The sequence below is a fragment of the Streptomyces sp. NPDC052236 genome (assembly GCF_044548015.1).
Taxonomy (GTDB): domain Bacteria; phylum Actinomycetota; class Actinomycetes; order Streptomycetales; family Streptomycetaceae; genus Streptomyces.
On the sequence record NZ_JBIUBL010000002.1, the window covers coordinates 263285 to 288553 of the forward strand.

The 25269-nt window shown below is 69.2% G+C and carries 25 protein-coding genes; 22 read left to right on the forward strand and 3 right to left on the reverse strand.

Translation table 11 applies throughout. The features are described from left to right. Nucleotides 1-13 precede the first annotated feature (13 nt). Nucleotides 14-1399, reverse strand: a complete 1386-nt coding sequence (locus tag ACIHCQ_RS05185) for a M14 family metallopeptidase (RefSeq protein ID WP_399658133.1) — start codon at nt 1397-1399, stop codon at nt 14-16. Between the two features lie 179 nt (nt 1400-1578). Here ACIHCQ_RS05185 and ACIHCQ_RS05190 point away from each other — a divergent pair, with 179 nt between their 5' ends. Further along, on the forward strand, nt 1579-2922 hold the full coding sequence (locus tag ACIHCQ_RS05190) for an Nramp family divalent metal transporter (RefSeq protein ID WP_399658136.1): 1344 nt from the start codon (nt 1579-1581) through the stop codon (nt 2920-2922). Between the two features lie 83 nt (nt 2923-3005). Here ACIHCQ_RS05190 and ACIHCQ_RS05195 read toward each other — a convergent pair whose 3' ends face one another. Next, entirely contained in the window at nt 3006-4721 is a 1716-nt protein-coding gene (locus tag ACIHCQ_RS05195; RefSeq protein ID WP_399658138.1) for a chitinase, read from the reverse strand. Between the two features lie 352 nt (nt 4722-5073). On the opposite strand from ACIHCQ_RS05195, the gene ACIHCQ_RS05200 reads away from it, so the two are divergent. The 18 genes from ACIHCQ_RS05200 to ACIHCQ_RS05285 all read left to right on the forward strand — a co-directional run bounded on the left by ACIHCQ_RS05200 (nt 5074) and on the right by ACIHCQ_RS05285 (nt 21400). Further along, complete coding sequence (locus ACIHCQ_RS05200) at nt 5074-5952, forward strand: hypothetical protein (RefSeq protein WP_399658140.1); 879 nt, start codon at nt 5074-5076, stop codon at nt 5950-5952. Between the two features lie 93 nt (nt 5953-6045). Continuing rightward, the gene (gene cpaB / locus ACIHCQ_RS05205) at nt 6046-6759 is read left to right on the forward strand and encodes a Flp pilus assembly protein CpaB (protein WP_399658142.1); all 714 of its coding nucleotides are present in this window, start codon (nt 6046-6048) and stop codon (nt 6757-6759) included. Between the two features lie 7 nt (nt 6760-6766). After that, nucleotides 6767-8062 carry an AAA family ATPase gene (locus ACIHCQ_RS05210; RefSeq protein WP_399658144.1) on the forward strand — a complete coding sequence of 432 codons (1296 nt, stop codon included), beginning with the start codon at nt 6767-6769 and terminating at the stop codon, nt 8060-8062. Beyond that, entirely contained in the window at nt 8059-8463 is a 405-nt protein-coding gene (locus ACIHCQ_RS05215) for a TadE/TadG family type IV pilus assembly protein (RefSeq protein ID WP_399658147.1), read from the forward strand. Before ACIHCQ_RS05210 ends, ACIHCQ_RS05215 begins: the two co-directional genes overlap by 4 nt. Beyond that, nucleotides 8463-8822, forward strand: a complete 360-nt coding sequence (locus ACIHCQ_RS05220) for a TadE/TadG family type IV pilus assembly protein (RefSeq protein ID WP_399658149.1) — start codon at nt 8463-8465, stop codon at nt 8820-8822. Before ACIHCQ_RS05215 ends, ACIHCQ_RS05220 begins: the two co-directional genes overlap by 1 nt. A gap of 13 nt (nt 8823-8835) precedes the next feature. Then, nucleotides 8836-10173: a CpaF family protein gene (locus ACIHCQ_RS05225; protein ID WP_399658151.1), complete on the forward strand. Its 1338-nt coding sequence runs from the start codon at nt 8836-8838 to the stop codon at nt 10171-10173. Between the two features lie 17 nt (nt 10174-10190). After that, nucleotides 10191-11132 (forward strand): type II secretion system F family protein, encoded by a 942-nt coding sequence (locus ACIHCQ_RS05230; protein WP_399658153.1) that lies wholly within the window; start codon nt 10191-10193, stop codon nt 11130-11132. Between the two features lie 13 nt (nt 11133-11145). Next, nucleotides 11146-12021, forward strand: a complete 876-nt coding sequence (locus tag ACIHCQ_RS05235; RefSeq protein WP_399658155.1) for a DUF5936 domain-containing protein — start codon at nt 11146-11148, stop codon at nt 12019-12021. 38 nt (nt 12022-12059) lie between these two features. Beyond that, a complete protein-coding gene (locus ACIHCQ_RS05240; protein ID WP_399658651.1) occupies nt 12060-13406 on the forward strand; it encodes a sensor histidine kinase in 1347 nt (448 codons plus the stop codon). Nucleotides 13407-13463: 57 nt separating this feature from the next. Beyond that, nucleotides 13464-14507, forward strand: a complete 1044-nt coding sequence (locus ACIHCQ_RS05245; protein WP_399658157.1) for a response regulator — start codon at nt 13464-13466, stop codon at nt 14505-14507. Between the two features lie 240 nt (nt 14508-14747). Then, nucleotides 14748-14996, forward strand: a complete 249-nt coding sequence (locus ACIHCQ_RS05250) for a hypothetical protein (RefSeq protein WP_399658159.1) — start codon at nt 14748-14750, stop codon at nt 14994-14996. A 62-nt stretch (nt 14997-15058) separates the two neighbouring features. Continuing rightward, complete coding sequence (locus ACIHCQ_RS05255) at nt 15059-15586, forward strand: hypothetical protein (protein WP_399658161.1); 528 nt, start codon at nt 15059-15061, stop codon at nt 15584-15586. Nucleotides 15587-15633: 47 nt separating this feature from the next. Then, nucleotides 15634-16248 carry a hypothetical protein gene (locus ACIHCQ_RS05260; protein ID WP_399658163.1) on the forward strand — a complete coding sequence of 205 codons (615 nt, stop codon included), beginning with the start codon at nt 15634-15636 and terminating at the stop codon, nt 16246-16248. A 4-nt stretch (nt 16249-16252) separates the two neighbouring features. Next, complete coding sequence (locus tag ACIHCQ_RS05265) at nt 16253-16879, forward strand: OmpA family protein (RefSeq protein ID WP_399658165.1); 627 nt, start codon at nt 16253-16255, stop codon at nt 16877-16879. Between the two features lie 160 nt (nt 16880-17039). Beyond that, nucleotides 17040-18650, forward strand: a complete 1611-nt coding sequence (locus ACIHCQ_RS05270; RefSeq protein WP_399658167.1) for a polymorphic toxin-type HINT domain-containing protein — start codon at nt 17040-17042, stop codon at nt 18648-18650. Further along, nucleotides 18647-19480, forward strand: coding sequence for a hypothetical protein (locus ACIHCQ_RS05275; RefSeq protein ID WP_399658169.1), 834 nt, complete (start codon nt 18647-18649; stop codon nt 19478-19480). Before ACIHCQ_RS05270 ends, ACIHCQ_RS05275 begins: the two co-directional genes overlap by 4 nt. Further along, nucleotides 19481-20539 carry a phosphotransferase family protein gene (locus ACIHCQ_RS05280; protein WP_399658171.1) on the forward strand — a complete coding sequence of 353 codons (1059 nt, stop codon included), beginning with the start codon at nt 19481-19483 and terminating at the stop codon, nt 20537-20539. It begins immediately after the preceding gene. 96 nt (nt 20540-20635) lie between these two features. After that, complete coding sequence (locus ACIHCQ_RS05285; RefSeq protein ID WP_399658173.1) at nt 20636-21400, forward strand: hypothetical protein; 765 nt, start codon at nt 20636-20638, stop codon at nt 21398-21400. Here ACIHCQ_RS05285 and ACIHCQ_RS05290 read toward each other — a convergent pair. Next, nucleotides 21390-21758 (reverse strand): DUF192 domain-containing protein, encoded by a 369-nt coding sequence (locus ACIHCQ_RS05290; RefSeq protein WP_399658175.1) that lies wholly within the window; start codon nt 21756-21758, stop codon nt 21390-21392. The two genes, ACIHCQ_RS05285 and ACIHCQ_RS05290, sit on opposite strands and share 11 nt — an antisense overlap. Before the next feature lie 82 nt (nt 21759-21840). Between ACIHCQ_RS05290 and ACIHCQ_RS05295 the strand changes: the two genes are divergently transcribed. The 3 genes from ACIHCQ_RS05295 to ACIHCQ_RS05305 are packed head-to-tail and all read left to right on the forward strand — an operon-like array spanning nt 21841 to nt 25201. Beyond that, nucleotides 21841-22761 carry a prepilin peptidase gene (locus ACIHCQ_RS05295; protein ID WP_399658177.1) on the forward strand — a complete coding sequence of 307 codons (921 nt, stop codon included), beginning with the start codon at nt 21841-21843 and terminating at the stop codon, nt 22759-22761. Nucleotides 22762-22816: 55 nt separating this feature from the next. Next, nucleotides 22817-23587: a class I SAM-dependent methyltransferase gene (locus ACIHCQ_RS05300; protein ID WP_399658180.1), complete on the forward strand. Its 771-nt coding sequence runs from the start codon at nt 22817-22819 to the stop codon at nt 23585-23587. A 30-nt stretch (nt 23588-23617) separates the two neighbouring features. Then, nucleotides 23618-25201: a DUF2079 domain-containing protein gene (locus ACIHCQ_RS05305; protein ID WP_399658182.1), complete on the forward strand. Its 1584-nt coding sequence runs from the start codon at nt 23618-23620 to the stop codon at nt 25199-25201. The last annotated feature ends 68 nt before the right edge of the window (nt 25202-25269 follow it).

A 25269-nucleotide genomic window follows, 5' to 3' on the forward strand; every position in this document is an offset into this window, starting at 1 on the left:
TTCTATGTCTGCATCAGCTCGTGCAGTACTGCGCCTCCTTGCCGATGGAGCGGTACATGCAGTCCGAATTTTCCAGCAATTGGAGCACCGCGTCGCGGTTGCGGCTCGTCTCGCGCTCGATCACCTCGTCCGGCGGGTAGAAACCGCCGCCGCCCGAGGACCCCGGGTACATCTCGAAGGTGTACGCGAAGATCTTCTGGTTGCCCCACAGCCAGTCGTCGATCGACCCGTCCGTGATGTAGAGGTCGCTCGCCTGCTCCGGTGTGTAGCCGTTGCTCGCGGCCATCTTCCCGCCGACCGCGGCGAAGGCGTTCCGGTCGTCCAGAGTCAGCCCCGGCGCGGTGTTGGCGGTGGTGTAGCCGTACGGCCAGAGCACCAGCTCGCTGTACGTGTGGAAGTCGATGGCCGACTTGATCTGCTGCTTGCCGCCCACCACCCGGCTGCGGGTGAAGTCGGCGACCACCTTGACCTCGGGCGCGGACTCGGCGCTCGCGCCGCGGTACGTATCGGAGCTGGTCGAACCGGAGGAACCGCCGCAGCAGCCCCACTGGTAGTTCCAGTTGCGGTTCATGTCCGTACCGACGTACGACGAACCGGAGTTCGGCTGGCGGTTCTTGCGCCAGCTGCGGTACGAGCCGGTCGCGACGTCGTACTCGCCGCCGTCCGGGTTGAGATCGGGGACTATCCAGATTTCGCGGCCGTTCACGGCGTTGGTGATCCGCGAGTCGGTTCCGTAGTCCTCGCCGAGCTCACGCAGCAGATACAGCGCCATCTCGACGGTCAGGTGCTCACGTGCGTGCTGGTGGTGCGTGAAGAGCACCTCGGGCTCGTTCTCGTCCGTCGCGACATTGTCGCTGATCTTGATGGCGACGATGTCCCGGCCCTGGTAGCTCTTGCCGATGACCCGCTTGCTCATGATGCTCGGGTACGCGGCGATCCGCTGATTGATCTCCGTGTTCATCTCGGCGTAGTTGTGGTAGCGCGAGTCGGCCGACGGGAAGTCGAACGGCTCTACGGCCACACCGCTCTTGTTCCTGGCCGGCGGCCCGGGCAACGCGACGAGCTTGTGCCCGAGCGCGCGCAGCCGCTTCGCCTGGGCGGCGTCGGCGCTGACGACGACCGACCGCGTGTCCACCTCGTCGATGGAGACGCCGGTGGCGGCGATGGCGGTACGGGCCGCCACGGTGGCGGGGCCCTGGATCTCGTACTGCCGGGTCTGCTGCTCCTCCTCGGCGGAGACGACCGGGGCCGTCGCGTCGGAGGGGGCGGACGCCGTGTCCGAAGGTGAGGCGCTGGCGGTGAAGGGGGCGGCCACCGCGAGCGCGATGAAGGCCGCGAGAGTGGCGGTCTTTCTGCCGTTCCTGCCGGTGCTTCCGCTGCCGCGAATGCGAAGTCGCATGCTGTCTCCCGGTATGGAGAGTGGGGGTGGGGGGTGAGAACAGACGCGGACACATCGTGGAGGCCTGGCATGCTCGGGTCAAGAGGGCCCGGATCGGCCGACCCCCTTGCGCGATCACTCTGACACCGGTTTGGTGACTTCAGTCACAACCCGGGCCGAGTGGGAAGGCGATCACGCTCATGGCAGGCACCACCGATCGCAGTACGAACGAGTCGGGCGAGTCGGACGAATCCGTCTCCCGCCCCCGTAAATCAAGTTGGAAATACATCGGACCCGGCATCGTCGTCGCCGCGACCGGCGTGGGAGCCGGGGACCTGGTCGCGACGCTCATCGCGGGCAGCAACTTCGGCTACACGCTGCTGTGGGCCGCCGTGCTCGGCTGCCTGGTCAAGATCTCCCTCGCCGAGGCGGCGGGCCGCTGGCACCTGTCCACCGGCCGCACGCTCTTCGACGGCTGGGCCGACCTGGGCAAGTGGACCAGCTGGTTCTTCGTCGTATACGTCGTCATCTGGGGCTTTGTGTACGGCGCGGCGGCGATGTCGTCCAGCGGACTGCCGCTGCAGGCGCTCTTCCCCGACGTCATGGACCTGAAGTGGTGGGCGATCCTGACCGGTCTGGTCGGCCTGGTCTTCGTCTGGTTCAACAAGTACGCGGTCTTCGAAAAGGTCATGACGGTCCTGGTCGGCGTGATGTTCGTGGTCACCGTCTATCTGGCGATCCGCGTCACACCGAATCTCGGCGACGCCTTCGCCGGACTGCTGCCCGTCCTGCCCGACGAGACGGACTCGATCCTCAACACCCTCGGCCTGATCGGCGGCGTCGGCGGCACCATCACCATTGCCGCGTACGGCTACTGGGTCAACGCCAAGGGCTGGACCAACACCGGCTGGATGAAGGTGATGCGCCTGGACAACCGCGTCGCCTACATCACCACCGGCGTCTTCGTCGTGGCGATGCTCTTCGTCGGCGCGGAGATGCTGCACGCCTCGGGCGTCGCCATCGCGGGCGGCGACAAGGGGCTGGTCCAGCTCAGTGACATCCTGGCGGACCGTTACGGCGAGGGCACCGCCAAGCTCTTCCTCATCGGCTTCTTCGCGACCTCGTTCACCTCGCTGATCGGCGTCTGGCACGGCGTGAGCCTGATGTTCGCGGACTTCTGCGAGCGCTACCGCAAGGACCGGGTGAGCGCGGAGGACACGGGGTCCAGCGGCGAGGAGGTGGCGGCGGGCAAGCGCGAGAAGTCGCTGCCGTTCCGGGCGTATCTGCTGTGGCTGACCTTCCCGCCGATGGTGCTGCTCTTCGAGGGCCAGCCGTTCCGGCTGGTGATCATTTACGGGGTGCTGGGCGCGGCGTTCATGCCGTTCCTGGCGCTGACGCTCGTCTGGCTGCTCAACTCCGCTCGAACGCCGAGGGAATGGCGTAACGGGATACTCAGCAACACGATGCTGGTGGTCGCCGGGCTGCTGTTCCTGGTGCTGTGCGTGAAGCAGATCGTCGACCAGCCGTGGTCCGAATTCTTCTGACCGAAGAAATCTGACCGAAGAAAAAACGTGCGGCAGGGCCGCCGCTGAGAAGCCGGCGACGGCCCTGCGGCACGGTTTCCGTACTACGGCAGGTTGTGGACGTGCGGTCCGACCGCGTTCGACCACGCGTTGCCCGACTTCGCGTCCCAGTTCGTGGACCAGGTCATCGCGCCACGCAGCGCCGGATACGTCCTGGCCGGCTTGAACGAACCGCAGTTCGTGCCCCGGGCGAGGCAGTCCAGGGCGTTGTTCACGATCGACGGCGCCACATAGCCACTGCCCGCGCCGCTGGTCGACGCGGGCAGGCCCAGACCGACCTGCGACGCCGCGAGACCGCCCTCCAGCTGGATGCAGGCGAGCGCGGTGAGGAAGTCCACCGAGCCCTGCGAGTACACCTTGCCGTCGCAGCCGAGCATCGAACCGCTGTTGTAGTACTGCATATTGACGACGGTCAGGATGTCCTTGATGTTGAGCGCCGTCCTGAAGTACTCATTCGACGTCGACTGCATGTCGATGGTCTGCGGCGCCATCGTAATGACGAGCTTGGAGCCCGCCTTCGCCGACAGCGAGCGCAGCGCCTGCGTCATATACGTGGAGTTGAGGCCGTTCTCCAGGTCGATGTCGACGCCGTCGAAGCCGTACGTCTGCATCATCGCGTAGACGGAGTTCGCGAAGTTTGTGGCGGAGGCGGCGTTGTTGATCGTGACGGTGCCGTTCTGGCCGCCGATCGAGATGATCACGGACTTGCCCGCCGCCTGCTTGGCCTTGATGTCGGCCTTGAACTGGTCGACGGTGTAGCCGCCGAGCCCGGCCGTGTCGAGGTTGAAGGTGACCCCGCCCGGTGTGCCGGTCGCGTCGGCGAAGGAGACGGCGATGATGTCGTAGTTGGCGGGTACGGCGCTGATCTTCTGGACCGTGGCGCCGTTGTTGAAGTTCTGCCAGTACCCGGTCACCGCGTGCTTGGGTACGGTCCCGCCGCCCCCGCCGCCGGTGGGCGAGGTGGTGCCGGTCACGGTCGTGGACTTGGCGGACTCACCGGCCGTGTTGGTCGCGGTCACCTGGAACTGGTACGAGGTGCTCGCCGCCAGCCCCGTCACGGTCGCCGGGCTTCCCGTGGCCGCCTGGACCTTGGTGCCGTTGCGGTAGACGTTGTACCCGGTCGCCCCGGACACCGGACCCCAGCTCAGCGCCACGGACGACGACGTCACGGAACCGACCGTCACTCCGGAGGGCGCTGCGGGCACCACGGGGTCGGGGTCACCGCCGCCGCCCCCGTCCGGTCCGAAGACGCTCACATCGTCGGCGTAGTACGCGGGCTGCCCGTACCAGCCATGCGTGTACAGGGTCACGGACGAGGTGTTCGCCCCGGTCCGGAAGCTGGTCGTCAGCCGGGTCCAGCTTCCGGTCGTCGGCGTCCAGGTGGAGACGTCGGTCGTGCCGGTCCCACTGGCGCCCAGGTAGGCGTACCCGCCCTGGACCCAGGCACTGAGGGTGTACGTGGAGTTGGGCCGCACCGCCACGGTCTGTGTGCACTTGGCGTTGTCCTGCCCGGCGGGCGTCGCCTTGAGGGCGGACGCGCCGCTGTGCACGGGGGAGCCGGTGGTGGTGCCGCTGCCGGCGGAACAGGTCCAGTTGGCGAGACCGGACTCGAAACCGGCGTTCCTGGCGACATTGATGTCGGCCGCCTGCGCGGTGCCCGCTCCGCCCATGAGGGCGAGCCCGGCCCCGAGGGCGAGCGCCAGGGCACCGGCCGGCCAACCGGGCGTGAGCCGTCTCCGTGAACGTGTGGTGCGCTCCACTTGGTGCCTCCGGTGGGGGGAGAGAGGAATGCGAGGAGGGGATATGGGAACGGTGGCCACCGCTGCGCACAAGGTGGTCCAGACCAATCTGGTTGTCAAGACCTCTGGCGCCGATTCGTATACCACTGGCCTCCTGGAATGCGTCCGCCGTCAACCCGCGGCAGTGAGACGAGGGTTAACCTCTGTCGCCTTCGCCCGTTTCGCCTGTGCGGAGCGTGTGCGAGTTGTGGCCCAGAGATCTGAAAGGTGTTCTCTGCCTGGTGCGGCGCGGATAAAGTGCTGGAGAAGCTCGGAGCTGTAGGTATCTGCGGTCGCCGGATCCCCGGCGTCCGGAGCGGAACGGGGAACCAGCGTGCCGACCGCAATAGCCGTCACCAGCGCCGATCTGGTGCTACCGCCGACCGACCACCAGACCCCGACCGCGGCCCTGCTGCAGGCGCCCGACGTTCAGCCGCTGGACGCCGCGATCGCCGACATATCCGTCCTGCTGGAGCAGCACGGATATGTGATCGCGCTCTACCCCGCCTCCATCTCCGTGGCCCACGAGCGCCGCCTGCACACCCTGCGGTCGGTCCTGGAGAGCGACCGGATCGCGTTGCTCAAATCGGATCTACCGCCGCTCGGCGTGGCCGTGCTGGTACGCCAGTTGCGGCAGCTGTCGATCTGCGACTTCAGCGCCGGAGTCGTCGCCTCCGCCGCCCGGCTGCTCTCCCACTACATCTACGCGGGCGCGCTGCTCAACTCCGTGACCAAGCTCGACCGGGTCCCGGTGAGCCTGAAGTCGCATGCCAAGTCCTGGGTGCCGGGCTCCCAATTCGGCGTACTGGCCAATCCCGCCCCGCAGTTGATCAGGGTCGGCACGGGAGAGCTCACCGGGCCCCAGTTCAGTACGCAACTTCTGGTGGCGAAAGGGCAATTGCAGTCCGAGTGGATCACCTCCACTGTCGCCCCCGCCTGGCAGGTGCAGGGCGTACAGGAGCTGCCGCTGCCGGCCGAATCACCGCGCTGGTGGGGCACCGCAAGGATGATCGAATTCGCGGCCTATCTGCCGGATATCTCGGTGCTCTATCAGCTGGTGTCGTCCGTACGGCGAGAGGTGTGCACCTGGTGCGGAATCGAACTCATCGGTGACCGCTGCGGATTCTGCTCGGCTCCGCTGGTCCCTGCCGAGAACCAAACGCACACCCCCGGTGTCCTGAACCAAGGGGCCCCCGTGCGTCAGCGCTCGTAACGGTCCCTCAGCAGCTCAGGTACGTGCACAGTTCCGATTCTGTCCGCTCGCCCGTCAGCTCCGTCAACGCTTCTGAACGAGGTCTCCCCGCCCATGAATTCACGTCAGCGCCGTGGCGTCGTACTTCTGCTCCTGTCGGTTCTCTGCGCCTTCGGTGTGTTCGTCGGTGTCTTGTCCGTCATCGGTGACGTGAATTCCAAGGTCGGTCCCGAGGTCACCGCGTACCGGATCAAATCCGACGTCGCGCCGTACACCTTGCTGGAAAAAGGACAGTTCGAGAAGATTTCGATGCCCAAGCGCTGGCTTTCCCGGACCGCGGTCACCGATCTCGCCGTGGTGCAGGGCAAGATCGCCGTCACCCAGCTCAAGCGGGGCTCGCTGTTGCAGGACGACATGATGGTGAAGAAGCCCGCCGTGGGCAATGGCGAACAGGAGATCGCCATCATGATCGACGCGGCCACCGGCGTCGCCGGAAAAATCACGCCCGGCGCCCTGGTCAATATCTTCGCCACCTTCGCCGGAAAGAGTGACGGTGAGGCGGACCAGTCCCGCATCATCGTCCCCAACGCCAAGGTCATCGACGTGGGCCGCATCACCGCGCTCAAGCCCGACCAGAAGGACCGGACCAACGGACTGACCCAGGCGGTGCCGATCACCTTCGCCCTCAACGCCACGGACGCCCAGCGCCTCGCGTACGCCGAGTCCTTCGCCGAACACGTCCGCCTCGCCCTCCTCGGCAACGGCACTCCCGGAACGCTGCGCCCGGGGGACGGGACGTACACCCTCGAAGAAGACAAGAACAAGTGAGGGCTGCATGACCACGCGAATCATCCCGGTAGTCGGCGACGCCGACGCCGCCCGATCCATCATCACGCTGCTCAGCCAGGTCCCGGACGCGGAACCGGCAGGTCCGGTGGGTGACTCGACCACGCTCCTGGACACCCTGGCCCGGCTGGCGGGCGAGTCGATAGACGAGCTGCCCGAAGTCGTCCTCGTACACGAGCGGATCGGCCCGGTGCCCGCGCTGGAGCTGATCCGGGAAGTAGCCCTCCGCTTCCCTGCGGTCGGGGTCGTGCTCGTCACCTCCGACGCCAGCCCCGGGCTGTTCTCGGCGGCCATGGACTCGGGCGCGCGCGGCCTGATCGGGCTGCCGCTGAGCTACGAGGAGCTGGTCACCCGGGTCCAGGCGGCGGCGGGCTGGTCCATCGGCGTACGCCGTCACCTCGGGCAGGGCCCGGACGTCTTCGCCGGTCCGGGCGGGACGGTCGTGGCCGTCGCGGGCGGCAAGGGGGGCGTCGGCACCACGCTGACCGCGGTCCAGCTGGCCCTGGCGGCACAGGCCTCGGGCCATCAGACGGCGCTGGTGGACATGGACCTGCAGGCCGGCGACATCGCCTCGTATCTGGATGTGCAGTTCCGCCGCTCGATCGTGGACCTGGCGGCCATCCAGGACATCTCGCCCCGGGTACTCCAGGACGCGGTCTTCCACCACGAGACCGGGCTCGGCCTGCTGCTCGCCCCGGGCGAGGGTGAACGCGGCGAGGAGGTCACCGACCGCGCGGCGCGGCAGATCGTCAGCGCCCTGCGCCAGCGCTACCAGGTTGTCGTCATCGACTGCGGCTCGCAGATGAGCAGCGCGAACGCCACCGCCGTCGAGATGGCGGAGAAGGCGCTGCTGGTGACCACCCCGGACGTGGTCGCGGTACGCGGGGCCAAGCGCATGGTCAGGCTCTGGGACCGGCTCCAGATCCGCAAGGCGGAAGAGACCGTGACCCTGGTCAACCGGTACATGCGCAACTCCGAGATCCAGCCGCCGCTGGTCGAACGGATCACCGGTACCCGGGTGGCGCGCGTCGCCGTCCCGTCGAACTTCAAGGAACTCCAGGCCGTGGTCGACGCGGGCCGGATGCAGGACCTGGAAGCCAAGAGCACCGTCAAGCAGGCGCTGTGGAGCCTCGCCGGAGAGCTCGGCGTGGTGCGAACCGCGGAGAACGAGGGCAAGGGCAGGGCGAAGGGCGGAAGGACGGCGAACGACCGGGGGTCGCTGGCGTTCGGCCGCCGTCCGCGTGGTGACGCGTCGAGGGACGGGAAGAGGGGGGCAGGCGGATGAAAACCAACGTGCGCTTACGAGGTCGCGGGGGCGACCGCGGCCAGGTCGCCGTCGAGTTCATCGGCATGCTGCCGATCATCCTCATGACGTGTGTGCTGCTCTGGCAGGCCGTGCTCTTCGGATACGCGTACACCCTGGCGGGCAATGGGGCGGACCGCGCGGCCCACGAGGCGGCCATCAACCATCCGGAGGACAAGGACGCCCAGTGCGACGAGGGCGCGCGCCTGGGCGTCGCCGACGAGGACTACAACGACGACGTCGAGGCGGACTGCGTTGCGGGGAGCAACACCATGCGGGCGACCGTCAAGGTGAAGGTCCCCGTGCTCATCCCCGGCCTGGCCAGCTTCTCGTTCGGCAAGGTGAAAGGCGAAGCCAGTTCGCCGCTGGAGGGGGAGGACTGATGACCAGGCGCAGAAACGACAAAGGCGTGACCGCCGTCGAGTACATCGGATTCCTGCCGATCCTGATCCTCATCGGGATCTGCCTGGTGCAGTTCGGCCTCGCCGCGTACACCATCCAGCAGGCCGGTACGGCCGCCCGCACCGCCGCCCGTATCAGCTCCCAGAGCGACGACGACGCGGCGGGCGTGGCGGCCGGCGAGTCGGCCGTCAGCGAGTTCCTCCAAGGGAACACCGAGGTCGACATGAGCGGTGGTTCCTTCGAGGATGCCAGGGCGACGGCCACCGTCGAGATCCCCTCCGTCATCCCGGGGTTCAGCTTCGACCCCGTGCAACGTACATCCGTCATGCCGCGCGACTGAGTGGGAGTACTGAATGAGCCTTCTGGAGCGCCGAGGCGCCCCCGAGGAGAACGGCGGTAACCGCGAAGACGGCCATCTCGTCGCGACCTACCGGGCGAAGCTGCTTCAGGAGATCGACCTCGCGGAGATGTCGGCCCTTGCCGCGGTGGAGCGGCGCGTGCGCCTGGAGCGCGTACTGGGCCACATCATCAGCCGCGAAGGCCCCGTCCTCTCCACCGTCGAGCGCGCCCAGCTGATCCGCAGGGTCGTGGACGAGGCGCTCGGCCTCGGCATCCTGGAACCGCTCCTCGAAGACGCGTCCGTCTCCGAGATCATGGTCAATGGCCCGGACCAGATCTTTGTGGAGCGCGGCGGCCGGGTCGAACAGCTGCCGATGAGGTTCGCCTCCAACGACCAGCTGATGCAGACCATCGAACGTATCGTCTCCACCGTCAACCGCCGCGTGGACGAGTCCAATCCGATGGTCGACGCCCGCCTCCCCAGCGGCGAGCGCGTCAACGTGATCATCCCGCCGCTCTCGCTGACCGGCGCGATCCTCACCATCCGCCGCTTCCCCCGGGCCTTCACGCTGCGCGAACTGATCGATCTCGACTCTCTCGACGAGCCCATGCTGTATCTGCTGTCGGCGCTGGTGCAGTCCAAGATGAACATCATCGTGTCGGGCGCCACAGGTACCGGCAAGACGACGCTGCTCAACGCGCTCTCCGGCCTGATCCCGGAGGGCGAGCGCGTCATCACCATCGAGGACTCCGCCGAGCTCCAGCTGCAGCAGGCGCATGTGATCCGGCTGGAGTCCCGCCCCGCGAACGTCGAGGGCAAGGGGCAGATCACCATCCGCGATCTCGTCCGCAACTCGCTGCGTATGCGCCCGGACCGCATCATCGTCGGCGAGGTCCGCGGCGGCGAGACCCTCGACATGCTCCAGGCCATGTCCACCGGCCACGACGGCTCGCTCGCCACCGTCCACGCCAACAGCGCCGAGGACGCGCTGATGCGACTCCAGACCCTCGCCTCGATGTCCGAGGTCGAGGTTCCCTTCGCCGCCCTCCAGGACCAGATCAACTCCGCCGTCGACGTCCTCGTACAGCTGACCCGGCACGCCGACGGCTCCCGGAAGATCACCGAGATCGCGATTCTCGACTCGCACGGCCGCGAGCCCTTCCGGATCGTCTCGGTGTGCCGCTTCCTCGCCGAACCGATGGGCGCCGACGGCAAGATCCGCGGCCACTTCGCGTACTTCCCGGTGACCCGCCGGGTCGCCGACCGCTTCTATATGGCGGGCCAGCCCGTCCCCCAGGCCTTCGGCATCGCCCGGTCCGACGAACAACTCGCCTCCAGAGAAGCCAAGTAACGAGCAGGTGCCAAGAAATGACTCGACTCGATCAGCTGACGATCGGCGCCACACTGCTCTTCAGTGCGCTTCTGATCGCGGGCGTGCATACGTACGCGTCGGGCAGGGCCCAGCGAGAGGCGCTGGAAAAGCGCCTCTCGTCGACGCAGCAGATCACCGACACCACCGGCCGGCTACGGCGCTTCCAGGGTGTCGACCGCAGGCTGAAACAGACCCGCCTCGGCAAGAGGATCGAACGGCGGCTCTCCGCCACCGGCCTCGATCTGACCCCGGGTGAGTTCTTCGTCTACATGCTCGCCGCCGTCGCGGGCTGCTGGCTCCTCGCCAGCTCGGTACTTGCCTCCTTCTTCGGGCCGATCGCCGCTCTGATCGCCCTCTGGTCCGCGTTCGCGTTCCTCAACTGGCAGCGCCAGAAACGCATCGAGAAGTTCATCAACCAGCTCCCCGAGCTCTCCCGCATCATCGCCAACGCCACCCAGGCGGGCCTGGCGCTGCGGATGGCGATCAGCATGGCCGCCGAGGAACTGGAGGAGCCCGCCGGAGACGAACTGGCCAAGGTCGCGAACGCGCTCGCGCTCGGGCACTCCATCGACGACGCCCTCGGCGAACTGGCGGACCGGCTGCCCTCCCGCGAGCTGGGCGTCCTGGTCACCACCCTCGTCCTCTCCAACCGCTCCGGCGGCGCGATCGTCAGTTCCCTGCGCAACCTCACGCAGACCCTGGAGGAGCGCAAGGAGACCCGGCGCGAAGTGCGCACCCAGCTGTCGCAGGTGACGCTGACCGCCTACATCGTCCCCGCGATGGGACTCGCGATGCTGATGTTCATGGACAGCGTCTGGGACGGCGCGCTCGACAAGATCACCGGAAATACGATGGGGCAGATCACCGTCCTGGTCTCGCTGAGCCTGTATCTGGTCGGCTTCCTCCTCGTCCGCCGTCTCGCCAAGATCGAAGTCTGAGAGGCCGGTCGTGATGGATCTTCTGCTCGCACTCGCCGCGGGGCTGTGCGTCACCGGCATGTTCTACGGAATCAGGCTGTACCGCGCCGACGCCAAGCTCCCCTCGGACCTCGCCCTCGCCCTGGAAGTGGGCTCGACCCGCACCAGCGCCGTGGGCGGCGGCGTCGACCGCCTGGGCATGCGGTACGCGCCCGCCGTGCTGCGCATGATGGGACCCAAGCGGGTCAACAAGCTCCGCGTACGGATCGACAAGGCGGGCAATCCCGGCGGCCTGACCGTGGACCGCTACGCCGCCCGCCGGGCCGTGTACGGATTCATCGGCGCTGTGGGGGCGTTCGCCCTCCTCATCAGCGCGCGCCCGTTCTATGCCCTCATCTTCGTGGCCTTCGGCATCTGGTGGTCCGAGGTCGGCATCTGGACGGCGACCCGGGCGCGCAAGGCAGCCATCGAGCGCACACTGCCCGACTTCCTCGACGTCCTGGCGGTTGTCGTCTCCGCGGGCCTCGCCTTCCGTCAGGCGCTCGACCGAGTGGCGGAGCGGTACCAGGGCCCCTGGGCCGACGAGCTCAAGATCACCCTGCGCCAGATGGACATGGGCGTCAGCCGTCGCGACGCCTTCGAGCAGCTCCGTAGGCGCAACGAGTCCGAGCAGGTCGCCCAGTTCGTCAGCGCGCTCCAGCAGGGCGAGGAGCTCGGCGCGCCGATCGTCGACACGCTGATCGCCATAGCCAACGACATGCGCCGTACGGACGCCCAGAACGCCCGCCGCAGGGCGGCCAAGGCGGTGCCGCAGGCGACGGGCATCGTCACCATGCTCATGGTCCCGGCGACCATCCTGCTGATCGGCGCGGGCATGTTCCTGGGGTCGGGCATGAGTATCGGCGGCTGACTGAGGGGAACGAGAGGGAGGGGGAGGGGCCCATGGCAATGCACCCGGTGCCCGCCGGTCCGGCCGGCGCCATCACGGCGGACGGAGTGCTGGGCGTGGCCTTCGGCGACAGCGCGCCGCCCGCCGCGCCCGCGCTCAAGATCCAGCTGAGCGCGCTCCAGGCCATGTGCCGCCAGGTCTTCGGCTTCCGCCTGGCGATGATCGCGCTCGCCACCCCGTTCGCCATCGGGGGTACGGCGAAGGGCTGGCCGACCATTCTGGTCGGCCTCGCCATCCTGGTCACCTTCATGGGCTCGTACGTCCTCTTCCGCGACTGGGAGCGGTTCGGCCCGCTGCTGCTCAAGCACCCCTGGCTGCTGGGCATCGACGCGGCCTTCGGCGCGCTGCTGCTGATCACCGCGACCCCCGACAGCCCGCTGAGCTATGTCACGATCTGCACGCCGCTGCTGGCCGGCCTTGTCTACGGCTGGCGGGGCGCGGGCGTCTTCGCCTCGCTGACCATCCTGATCATTTTCGTCGCGTACGCGGCGAACAGCGACCTGGAGGTCTCGCTCGCCGGTTCCACGCTGCTGCCCGGCCTCTGTGCCGTCCTGGGCGCGGTCGGCGTCAGCCTGCGTCAGCTGATGCTCCGGTTCGGCACAGCGACCCAGGCGCTCAGCGACGTACGCTCGCGGCTGGCCGTGACCGAGGCCGTCGAGGGCGAACGCGCCCGGCTGGCGCGCGAGATGCACGACTCCGTGGCCAAGACCCTGCACGGTGTGGCCCTGGCCGCCGACGGTCTCGCCTCGTCCGCCGACCGGATGGACCCGCTCACCGTCAAGCACCAGGCGGACATGGTCGCCAGATCCGCCCGCCGCGCCGCCGCCGAGTCCCGCGAACTGCTCTCCGACCTGCGCCGCCGGACCGACCCGGGAGCCCGCGGCGTGGACGTGGCCGGCGAACTGGGATCCCGTACGGACGACTTCGCCCGCCGGACCGGACTGCGGGCGACCTGGCGGACCCTCGGCAGCGGACCGGTGCCCGAGGTGCCGCAGGCCGTCGCCCGCCAGTTGCTGACCATCGCCTCCGAGGCGATGGAGAACGCCCACCGGCACGGGCGTCCCACGTATGTGGACGTATCCATAGGCGTGGTGGACGGAACGCTGCGGATCAGCGTCTACGACGACGGGCGCGGGCTGCCGCCCGGCACCTCGCTCGACGACCTCAGAAGAGCGGGCCACTTCGGTCTGGTCGGCATGGTCGAGCGCGCGGCCGGAATAGGCGCCCGCATCCGGATCGGACGCGGCCGGGCGACCAAAGGAACCGAAGTCCGCCTGGAGATACCCGTCAACGCGCTCGTGCCCCGTGGCCTGCCGGCCGACACCCGAACCACGCTCGCGCGGTAGCCGGCCCTCCGATCACCATCCAACCGTCCACGACACGCTTTGAAAGGAGGCCGCACCATGCCGGACGATTCGTCGTACACATCCGGACAGCAGAGCCCGACGTCGCACGTGTCCCAGCACACGTCACCGCACAGCACCCCGATGCGCTCGGAGCACACGCCTGCCCAGGTACCACTTCCCCCGCCGGCGGCGGCATCCGGAGGGTTCCCCGCCCTCCCCACTCCGGCGGCATCGGCGATTCTGCGGGTCGTCGTCGCCGACGACAACCCGGTCGTACGAGCGGGGCTGCGCGTCCTGCTCTCCGGCCGCGAGGACATCGCGGTGGTCGCCGAGGCCGCCGATGGGCGCGAGGCTTACGAGATGGCCCGGCAGCACCGCCCGGACGTGGTGCTGCTCGATGTGCGGATGCCGGGCGTCGACGGTATTTCGGCGCTGCCGCATCTGGTGCGCATCGCACCGGTGATGATGCTGACGTACAGCCGCGAGAGCGAGATCGTGCAGGAGGCGTTGCGCCTGGGGGCGGGCGGCTACCTGGTCCACGGGGAGTTCAGCGCGGACCAGCTCGTCGACGCCGTACGGGACACCCGGCACGGCGGGGCCCACTTCACGGTCACGGCGGCGAACGCGCTGCTGGCCCATGTGCGGGGCGAGGCGGCGTCGACGGAACCGCAGCCGCTGCCGGAGGGTCTGGGGCAGGCCTTCACGACGCAAGGTGCGACTGCACACGCTCCGCCATCGCAAACTGATCCGCCGTGGGCTATCAACTCCAGCCTCAGGGGCGGGCCATACGCGGCAAATGTATCGAGCTCGTTTCAGTCGCCGCATGAGACTTCGCGTATGCAATCAACTATGGGACAGTCTAGAGACGGGTTCGGTCTGAGTTCGCGAGAGGTGGAGGTCATGGATCTGATCGCGTCGGGCATGACCAACCAGCAGATCGCCGCCACCTGCTTCATCAGCGAGAAGACGGTCAAGAACCACATCAACCGCATCTTCGCCAAATTGCAGAGCACCAGCCGCAGTGAGGCCATCGCCGTATGGCTCGGCACGGCACGGGGTCACGGCGGCGGCGGTGCGCCCGAGGGGGGAGGCAGGCCATGACGGACAGGATGGCGAAGCGGGGCGCGGGCCCAGGGACCTCCCGGCTGTTGAGCGGAGAGGCCCAATTTCCCCTTTGGGCCTCGGATTGGGCCCTGGGGCCCTCTTGCAGGGCGGGCGATCCAGCGTACGTTTCTCGTGCTGGAAGCGGCACCGGCCAGGAGGAAGCCGGAAACGCGGAAGGCGCCCAGGAGACTTGCGAACCGGCCGGTGTGCGGCCGGCCGGACCCGGAGGGGAACACCATGTCGAAGAACACCGCGCTCAAGGCGGCCGTCGCGACGCAGCTTCGTGTGAGCGGCTGGAAGAACACCGCGATCGAGCGGCTGAACCGCAGGGCGGACAAGGGTCAGACCTCGGTGGAGTACATCGGCATGCTGGTGGCGGTCATCGCGATCATCGCGATTGTCGCGACCATGAGTTCGGACATCGGCGACGCGATCGGCACCAAGATCAAGACAGTCATTGGCACGTCCGGCAAGTCCGGCGGCTAATCGCTGGAGTAACGAGCAGGCAGCGCGAGGCAGGGCAGGCTTTCCCCATCTACATCACGGTGGTGGCGGGCCTGCTCTTCCTCGCGTTCGCGTATTTCGTGGTCGGCGCGTCCGCCGACCAGCGCAATGGCGCCCAGGGCGCTGCTGACGCCGCCGCGCTGGCGGCGGCGCGGGAGGCGCGGGATCAGCTGGTGGGTGACCTGCTCGCGGAGGAGCTTCCCAAGAACTGGGCGGATCTCATCCTGGGGCGGGGGAACTTCGACACCTTTGGCCCATGTGGCGCTGCCGTTGACTACGCGAACAAGAACGGCTCGGACCTTGCTGGCCGCCGCTGTGAGGCCTATTTCGGGGAGTACTGGGGCTTCACCGTCGGCGTCGAAACCCAGAAGACCCTCGGTGATTCGGTCATCCCGGGTACAGCGGACGAGAAGGGGACAGCCGAGGCCACAGGTGTCGTGGTGCCGAAATGTTTGGTGAGCGACGCGAAACTCGATTGCGACGGCCTTGGCTCGTTGATCGACCCCAGTGATCTCGGTAGCGTGCCGGATCTGGCTGATCTCTTCACTGTCCGTCTGATCGACCCGAACTGACCACGTGACACCTAGACCACGTGACACCTAGCAGAGGAAACGCAGAGATGAGCATGCGGCAGATCTCACGGGCGCACAGGGCGGCGGCGGCCGTCACCGCGGCAGCGGCGCTGACCTTCGCGCTGGCCGCGTGCGGCAGCGACGGTGACAAGCCCGAGAAGAGCACCACCGCCGGCCAGTCGTCGGCTCCCGACAACGGGGGCGCGGTCGACAAGGGGCAGAGTGGAGACCCGGGCAGCGCGAACGCGCTACCGGACAAGGTCATCGCCACCCTGAACGGCACAAAGGGAATCGAGCTGGATATCACCGCCGCGGTCCGGGACTCCGGCGGCTTCGTGACGGTGCAGGGAAACCTTCGGAATACGACGGGCGAGGATTTCTTCGAGACCGCGGCCTGGCGCGGGTCCGAGCTGGAGATCTCTCAGGCTGTCGGCGGCGGCTCGCTGGCCGGGGCGACCCTGGTGGATTCCAAGGAGAAGAAGCGCTACTACGTTCTCCGGGACACTGAGAACAGGCCGCTCGTCACCACACTCGGCAGCGTCAAGGCCAAGTCCACCGTCCCGGTCTTCATGCAGTTCCCGGCGCCTCCCGAGACGGTGAATCAGGTTCTGTTCTCGCTGCCGACCTTCCAGGCCGTGACGCTCCGCCTCGGAAGCGAGTAACGGCATGAAAGTCAGTTCAGGATTCGTTCGTGGCAGGGCCGTGTTCATCGGCTCCCTCGCCCTCGCTCTGACCGTGGTCGCCCTCCCGTCCGCAAGCGCCGAAGACGGACCCCGCCCCAAGGCCACCTCGGTCTTCCAGGGAGAGATCGACGTCACCGACCCCGACCTCAAGATGGTCGACGGTGCGACGCTCGCTCCGGGCAAGGTTCTGGAGATCAAGCAGGTCGTCGGCGACGAGGCGGGTAGCGAGCAGCGCGAGGATTCCAACTCCGAGGTCAAGTTCAGCCTTCAGGCCGAAGTCCTGTTCGGGAAGGACAGCGCCAAACTGAGCAGCGACGCCAACGCCCGCATCAGGGCGATCGCGGATGAGATCAAGAAGCAGAACGCCAAAAAGGTCCGGGTGTTCGGCTTTACGGACGACCTGGGGTCGGCGGCGCACGGAGATGTGCTCTCCAAGCAGCGTGCCACTGCCGTGCACGGGGTGCTCTCGCGGGAACTCGCCGCGGCGGGCATCAGCTACGAGATCCGGGGCTACGGCGAACAGTTCCCGATCGCCGAGAACAACTCCGAGGAGAACCGCAAGAAGAACCGGCGGGTCGAGGTGTCCTTCCCTCGCGGAGCGGCCTCCTAGCGATCCGAGCCAGCGGGCCCCGCCGCGGATTTCTTGCGGTGGGGCCCACTGCTGGCTTTGGGCCCTGGGGCCCACGACTGCGCACGGCAGCTGTCATAGCGTCAGGCGCATGTCGCGTATGGGGGTAGTGCGTCAGCTTCGACGGCGGTTGCGTGCGTTGATGCCGCGAACAGATGCCCGGGCGTTGGGGCTGCGGCGAACGCAGTCGGGGCAGACGGCCGTGGAGTACATCGGTCTGGTCGTGGTGGTGATCGCGATCATGGGCGCGCTGGTGGCGACCGGTGGCGTTCCCGAGGCGGGCAAGGCGCTCGGGAACAAGATCTGCCAGGCGGTCGGCGGGAGCTGCGGCGCCGACGACGGGGTAGACACCCAGGTGCAGGGCGACCAGGGCGACGACCCGGGTAACCCCGACCCCGACCCCAACGGCGACCCGGTCACCGACGACGAAGGCGACGGCGGGCAGAAGACCCAGACCGCGATCGACTACGAGAACGCCCTCAAAGAGCTCCAGGACGCCCAGGCCGCCGAGAAGGCCGATCGCGACAAAGCCATCGAGGCCGCCAAGGAACTCGCGAAGATCCTCGCCGACGAGCTCGGGATCACCGATGCGCTCGACTGCATCACCAAGGGCGACATGGGCGCCTGCACCGAGACGCTCGTCAATGTGCTCCTCAGCCTGGTCGGCGGCGCGGTCGGAAAACTCGCCGCGAAGTACGGCGCGCCCTGGAAGTGGAAGAAAGCCGTCGAGCTCGTCCAGAAGCTCAAGAAACACGGCGGCGATCTGTATGACGGTCTCAGGGGTCTCATCAAGAACCGTAAGCGGGTCGGGGACGCCGAGGACAAGCTTGCCGACGCAAAGAGGAAGCTCGACGCGGAGAAGAAGGAAAAACCGGCCGCGTGTCCGGTCGGCCACAGCTTCCTGCCCGGTACGCCGGTGCTCCTCGCGGGCGGACTCAGCGTCCCCATCCAAGCGGTACGCGTGGGGGACCGGGTCATCGCGACCGATCCGGCGAATGGTGTCACGGCGTCGCGCCGCGTCACCCAGACCTTCACGACATACGACGACAAGCACTTCACCCGGATCAGTACCCCCGTAGGCGCGGTCACGGCCACGGACACGCACCCCTTCTGGCTCCCCGACGAGCGGCGGTGGGCCGAAGCGGGCGCGCTCGCGGCCGGCGATGAACTGCGCCTGCCGGACGGGACCCCGCTCAAGGTCACCGCGGTCTCCCGGTACACCCAGCGGCAGACCACCCACGACCTGGCGGTCGCAGACGTCCACGCGTATTACGTGGGGATCGGGTCCGCGTACGCCCTCGTGCACAACAACGATCCCTGTAAGGAGTGGGCCGCAGATCCCGGCGTCAGGGGGCCCGCGGCCGGGAAGACGCTCAAGCCTCCGCATAAGCGTCATACCGTCGCCGGTGCGAAGAACGGCATAGTGAAGCCGAAGAACACCATCATCCTCAAGGGCCGCGAGGCGGAGATCGACGCCGACATCAAGGGCATCGCGGAGGGCAAGGCCAAGCTCGTCGACAACGGCAACGCGTACGAGATCAATGGCCGCAAGTACGGTGTCGAGGAGAGCGGCCGGACCTTCCCGATCGGGGGCGACGGGCTGGTGCAGCTGGACCGGTTCGAGTACGCGGCGCTCAAGGAGATCGCCAAGGCAGGCGGTAGAACGGACTTGCCTCCGTTGACGAGGGACCCGAAGTTCACTCCCGAGATGGTGGCGAAAGCGAAGAAGATCTACGACGGGACCTATCCATGACGGGTGATCTGTTCACGGTGGGCGTGCTCGCCCCTGCTGAGCTGGTGGCGGCCCTTGCCGAGGCCGTGGGCGTAAGCCCCACCGAGGTCGATGTGGCCGATGCGGACAAGGACCAGGAGAGGCGGAGGTGGGACGCGCCGGTGTTGTGCGCGTACACCCGGCTGCCCGCTGGCGGGCTCGGTCTGCTGCTCGATGTGTACGTCGCGGAGGAGAAGGCCCCCGGTCCGTCGCTCACCGAGCCCGAGCTGGCGCGGCGGCTCGCGGCGCGGGGCGGGACGACCGTGCTGTATCCGGCCGAACCGTTCCCGCCGAGCGCGTACTGGGCGGTGACCCCAGACGGTCTGGTGACGCGCGCCAGGCTGCTGGACCCGGACGAGGACGGGGATCCGTACACCGTCGACGCGGTCGAGGCGCCGGTGCCGGAGCTGCCCGGCGCCGAGGTGACCGTACTGCCGGAGATCCTGCGCGAGGAGAGCATCCCCCTTCCGGTGACCGACGCGTTCAACGCGGCGGTCCCGGACAGTTCCGCGGGAAGCGAAGCGGACGCCGCCCGCGTCGGGCTGCTGATCTGGGAGCGGCTGGCGCGGCGGCTGGAACGGGACTGGGCCCCGTCCGGGCGGTATCGCGCGGATCTGTACGAAGAGGATCTGGCCGCGCGCGACGAGCTGGAAGTGCTTGGCCCGCGGCTGCCCGAGGCGTATGTGCGACCCTTCCATACGGCACTGGAGCAGGTCGACGCCCTGTTCCGCGCGCATACGAGTCCGGGCGAAGGCAGCGGTGGATGGTGGCGATGCCGCCGGCCGCGGCGCGTCCCCTGGGGCGGAGGGTGAATGACAACGGTCGGCGTGCCTTTTGACGTGCCGTTCGGGGCGCGGCTGCGGGACGAGCTGGGTACGCCCCGGCGGGTGCGGCTGCTCGACAGCAGTCCGCGGTCCGCCGTATGGCGCGTCGAGCTGCCCGGCGGCCCCGCCGTCGTCAAGCAGCTCGTCGCCGGCGCGGACGCCGAGGACCGGTACGCGCGCGAGGTGACCTCGCTGCGGCTCGCCGCCAGGGTCGATCCACCCGTCGTGCCGCGGCTGCTCGGGGTGGACGCGGACACGCGCGTACTGGTGCTGGAGTACGTCGAGCACGAGCGGCCCCGCAAGGGGTGGGAGGTCGCGTACGCGACAGCACTCGCCCGGCTGCACGCGGCGGGTGAGGGTGAGGGTGAAGGCAGGCCGGGAAGTGAACTGCCGCCCTGGGCGGGGCCCGGCGCGGGAGACGTCGCCTCCTTTCTGGGGTTCGCGGGCGAGCTCGGGGTCGGCGTACCGGCGCGGGTCGAGGACGAGCTGAACCAACTCGTCGTGCGGCTGGGCAGGTTCAGCGGGCGGACCGCTCTGCTGCACGGCGACCCGTGTCCCGGCAACGATCTGCACACCGCCGACGGAATCCGCTTCGTCGACTTCGAGCAGGCATGTCTGGGTAACGGCCTCATGGAACTCGCGTATCTGCGCATCGGCTTTCCGACCTGCTGGTGTGTGACCGCCGCCCCCGAACCGCTGCTGGCCGAGGCCGAAGCGGCGTACCGCACCACCTGGCGCGAGGCGACCGGTACGGACGTCGAGGGCGAGCTCGCCGACGCCTGCGCTGGCTGGCTCATCCGGGGCGACGCGCTGGTCGAGCGCGCGCACCGGGGGACCGTCGACCAGCTGGCGCGGGCCGTGGAAGGCGACTGGACGTGGGGGACGGTGAGCGCGCGCGAGCGGCTGCTGCACCGGCTCGGGGTCGTCGCCCGGATGACCGAGGGCAGCGACACGCTGGGCGGACTGAGCCGGGTCGGTACGGAGCTGCGGCGGCGCATGCGCGAGTGCTGGGCCGCGCTCGCGGCGGCCCCGAGCCGTCGGCCGTAGAAGGGCGTGGTTTGGGCCCGTGGGCCCATGTGGTGGCGGGAACAGCGCTGTTAGCGTGCGTGCGGCGACGACGACGACGCGGGAAGTGGGGCGCGGATGAGGCAGCGCACGGCAGTGGCGGCAGCGGCCCTCGCCCTGGCGATGGGGCTTACGGCCGCCTGCGGCGCCGGGAGCGAGGACGGCGGCGGCAGTAGCAGCGACAAGGCCGCCCATACGACGAGTCCGAAGGCCGAACAGCCGAAGCCCAAGCCAACGCCAGAGCCGGAGACCTCGGCCACGCCCACGGGGGCTGCCCCCAAGAACCTCTCCCAGGCCGAACTGGACAAGGCGATCCTCGCCAAGGGCGATGTGCCCGGCTTCAACGTCGGGCCGATGGACGCCCCACCGCCCCAGGGCGAGACCCCCGACAAGGCCGAGTGCGCCCCGCTCACCTCCGTCATCAGCGGCAGGCCCGAGCCCCTCGCCCAGGCCTCCGCCTACCGTCAGCTCACCGGCCCCAAGGACGACCGGCCCGCCGTCTCGGAGTTCCTCACCGCCCATGGCCAACAGGGCGCGGTGAGTGTGCTCAGCCGGCTGCGGGCCGCCGTCGAGGCGTGCGAGGGCGGCTTCAAGGCGACTGGCGCCGAAGGGCCGTCGACGTACACCGGCGTGAAAGCGCTGCCCGTCGCCAGGGTCGGGGACGACGCGGTCGCCTACCAGGTGACCGGCGACTTCGCGGGCGCGCCCGTGCCCCTCGTCTTCGAGGTCGTACGCTCCGGCTCCACGCTGGCGACCTTCTACACCGCGAACTTCGAGGGGCCGCGGACACCGCGGGTCCCGCCCGCCCTGCTCACCGCCCAGGTCGCCAAGCTCAGCCGCTGATCGTCAGCTGTACGCCCGGACGCAGGCCCCACTCCGCCATCGCCCCGGCCTCCGCCTCCAGCACATGCCGGGCCCGGAACCGGGGCCTGCCGAGCCGCCCCGGCTTGATCGTGTGGACGTCGATGACCCGCAACTTCTCGTCCAGGTACGCCACATCGATGGTGAAGCGCATCCGGAAGGTGTGCACGCTGTTGCACGGGGTCAGCAGGATCGCGCCCTTGATTCCGTCCCGCCCCAGCAGCCCGCGCCGTCGCGGCCCGTACGTCGCCGCGATTTCCACCGAAACCGGCACCGGCACCGATGCCTCAGTAATGCGCAACGTCCCCGTGCCGTTGTGCCATTGCCGCCGTCGACCCATGGTCGTAGACCGTAGCGCTCAGCACCGGCAATGGGTCCCCGGGCCCATGACCGGACGGGCAGGTCCGCCTACGCTCGCTGCCGTGTACGTCACGCTGATCGCCGTCGCCGCCCTCTGGGGCGCCGCCGCGGGGCTTCTCGTCCCGCGCGCCGCGTACCGGCTCTCTGTCGAGCCGGAGGAGCCGTGGCGCACCGCCTGCCCCGCAGGGCACGCCTTCACCGGGCCCGCGCGCGGCTGGCTCGGGCCCGCGCGCTGCCCGGTCTGTGTGGCTGCCGCCGCCGTGCCCGTCGCGGCGGCGCCCCGTACGGGCGACCCGGCGGACCTCGCAACTCCGGCAGACCCCGTCACCCCGGCCAACCCGGCGAACCCCGCGACCCTGGGGGACCCTGCGGATCCTGGTGGTCCAGGCGAACTCCGCGACCCCGCCGGCCCCGCGGGCCCCGCCGACAGGGCGGCACTCCCCGGACGCCTCCTCGTCCCCGCCCTCCTCGCCCTCTCCTGCGCCGTCCTCGCCGCCGCCACCGGCCCACGTCCCGAGCTCGCCGCCTGGCTGCTCCTCGCGCCCTTCGCCGTGCTCCTCGCCCTCGTCGACCGCCGCGTCCACCGCCTGCCCGACCAGGTGACGCTGCCGCTCGCCGCCGCGGCGGCCGTACTGCTCGGGCTCGCCGCGCTGCTCCCCGGCGGCGCGGGCTCCTGGCCCGCCGCCCTGCTCGGCGGGCTCGTCCTCGGCGCCGCCTACCTCGTGCTCTTTCTGATCCACCCGAACGGCATGGGTTTCGGCGACGTCAAACTCGCCCTCTCGCTCGGCGTCGCCCTCGGCTGGTACGGCTGGGCGGTCCTCTTCGCCGGCGCCTTCGCGGGCTTTGTGCTGGGTTCGCTGTACGGGATCGGGCTGCTGGTCCTGGGCCGCGCGAACCGCAAGACGGGGATCCCGTTCGGGCCGTTCATGATCGTGGGCGCGCTGGCCGGGCTGCTGCTCGGAGCCCTCGCCGGAAGGGCATGACGGGCGCGCGTAAACCACAGGACAACGCGCCCGCCCCCGCGTCACCATGGAACTCATGGCCGACCCCAAGCGTACGTTCGACGAGCTCATCGCCGAGGCCGAAGCCGTCTCCGTCGACGGCTGGGACTTCTCCTGGCTGGAGGGCCGGGCCACCGAGCAGCGCCCCTCCTGGGGCTACGCCCGCTCGATGGCCGAGCGGCTGGCGCGCGCCTCCGCCGCCCTCGACATCCAGACCGGCGGGGGCGAAGTCCTCGCCTCCGCGCCGAAGCTGCCGCCGCTGACCGTGGCCACGGAATCCTGGCCGCCGAACCTCGCCCGCGCCACCGCCCTCCTCCACCCGCTCGGCGTGGCGGTCGTCGCCGACCCGGACGAGCCCCCGCTGCCCTTCGCGGACGAGGCATTCGATCTCGTCGTCAGCCGCCATCCCGTCAGGGCCTGGTGGGGCGAGATCGCCCGGGTCCTGCGTCCCGGCGGTACGTACTTCTCCCAGGAGGTCGGTCCGGCCAGCGTCTTCGAACTGGTCGAGTACTTCCTCGGGCCGCAGCCGCCCGAGTCCAGGCAAGCCCGCGACCCGGAAAACGCCAGGGCCGAGGCCGAGGCGGCGGGTCTCGATGTCATCGACCTGCGCGCCGAGTCGCTGCGTACGGAGTTCTACGACATCGGGGCGGTCGTCTACTTCCTGCGCAAAGTCATCTGGATGGTGCCCGGCTTCACCGTCGGCCAGTACCGCCCCCAACTGGCCGCCCTCCACGACCAGATCCAGTCCGAAGGGCGATTCGCCGCCACCACGACGCGTTTCCTCATCGAGGCAGTCAAGCCCGACTAGCACCGATTCCCCCGTCTAGCATCGGGGCACATGCGGACATTCTCTGACAATGCGACGATGCGGCGCGGCACGCTGTGCTCCCTCGTCCCTGCCTCCTCCGCGGGGCCCGTTTCCCGCGCCGCTGCCCGCTTTCCCGCGGCTCTGCTCCCCTGGGGCTGGGCCGCGGTGTTCTTCGCGCTCTACGCCACCGTCGCCGTACGCCGTCACACGCTGCTCCGTACCACCGGCTACGACCTGGGCATCTTCGAACAGGCCGTACGCGCCTACGCCCAACTGCGCTCCCCGATCGTGCCGTTGCGCGGCGAGGGCTTCAATCTGCTCGGCGACCACTTCCACCCGGGGCTCGCCGTCCTCGCGCCCCTCTACCGGCTCTGGCCGTCGCCGCTCTGCCTGCTCCTCGCCCAGTCCGCGCTGCTCGCCCTCGCCGTCGTGCCCCTCGCCCGCTGGGCCATGCGTACGCTCGGCCGGCCCGCGGCCCATGCTGTCGCCCTCGGCTACGGCCTGAGCTGGGGCATCGCCTCGGCCGCCGCCTTCGACTTCCACGAGGTCGCGCTCGCCGTGCCGCTGCTCTCCTTCGCCCTGGCGGCGCTGGGGCGGCGGCGCTGGGGCCCCGCCGTCGCCTGGGCGGCCCCGCTCGTCCTGGTCAAGGAGGACCTGGGGCTCACCGTCGCCGCCCTCGGCTGCTACATCGCCTGGAAGGGCCCGCGCCCCCTGGGCGCCCTCACCGCCGTGGCCGGTCTGGCCGCATCGGCTGTCGAGATCAAGCTGCTGCTACCGGCCGTCAACCCGGCGGGCGGCTACGCGCACGGCGCCAACCTCGCTGAGGGCGCCCACAGCTCGCTCCTGTCCACCATCGCCTTCGCCCCGCTCGACGCGCTGCGCCCCGACATCAAGGCCATGACCCTGGTCCTGGTCTTCGCCCCGTCCGCGCTGCTCGCGCTGCGCTCGCCGCTCGCGCTCCTCGCGCTGCCCACGCTGGCCTGGCGGATGCTGTCGCAGATCGACTTCCACTGGGGCACGGCGTTCCACTACAGCGCCGTACTGATGCCCATCGTCTTCGCCGGCCTCATCGACACGCTCCGGCAGTGGCGCGGCTCGCCCGCCGCCCCCGCCACCCCGATCGCCGCCCGTCATGTCCGCGCCTCGCTCGCCACCGTCCTGGCCGTGACCGTCGTCATGCTGCCGTCGTTCCCGCTCGCCCAGCTGGCCCAGCGCGCCACCTGGCGCACCACGCCCCATGTCGAGGCCGCCCGCGCGCTGCTGGCCCGGATCCCGGACGGGGCGAGAGTCGCCGCCTCCAACCGCCTGGTGCCGCAGCTCACCTCGCGCTGTCACGTCGTCCTCTTCCCGGCGTTCCCGGTCGACGCGCGGCTGTACGAGTACGACACGACCCGGCTGCCCCGCCCCACCGCCGAGTGGATCATCCACGACAGCCGTGCGCCGGAGGCCTGGCCGTACCGTACGGGCCACTGGCCCTACCCGGCCGAGCGGCAGGAGGCCGAGCTCGCCGCCGCGGAGCGGACGTACGGCTACGAGCGCGTCGCGCGGCGCGACGGCATCACCCTGCTGCGTCTCAGGTCCGCTCCCGCTGCCACGCCCGCGGCCCGGATGTGAATGTCCACACCCTTCACTCCCGTATTGTGGAGTACTGCCGAAATGGTAAGTGACTGAAAAGTCGAGGA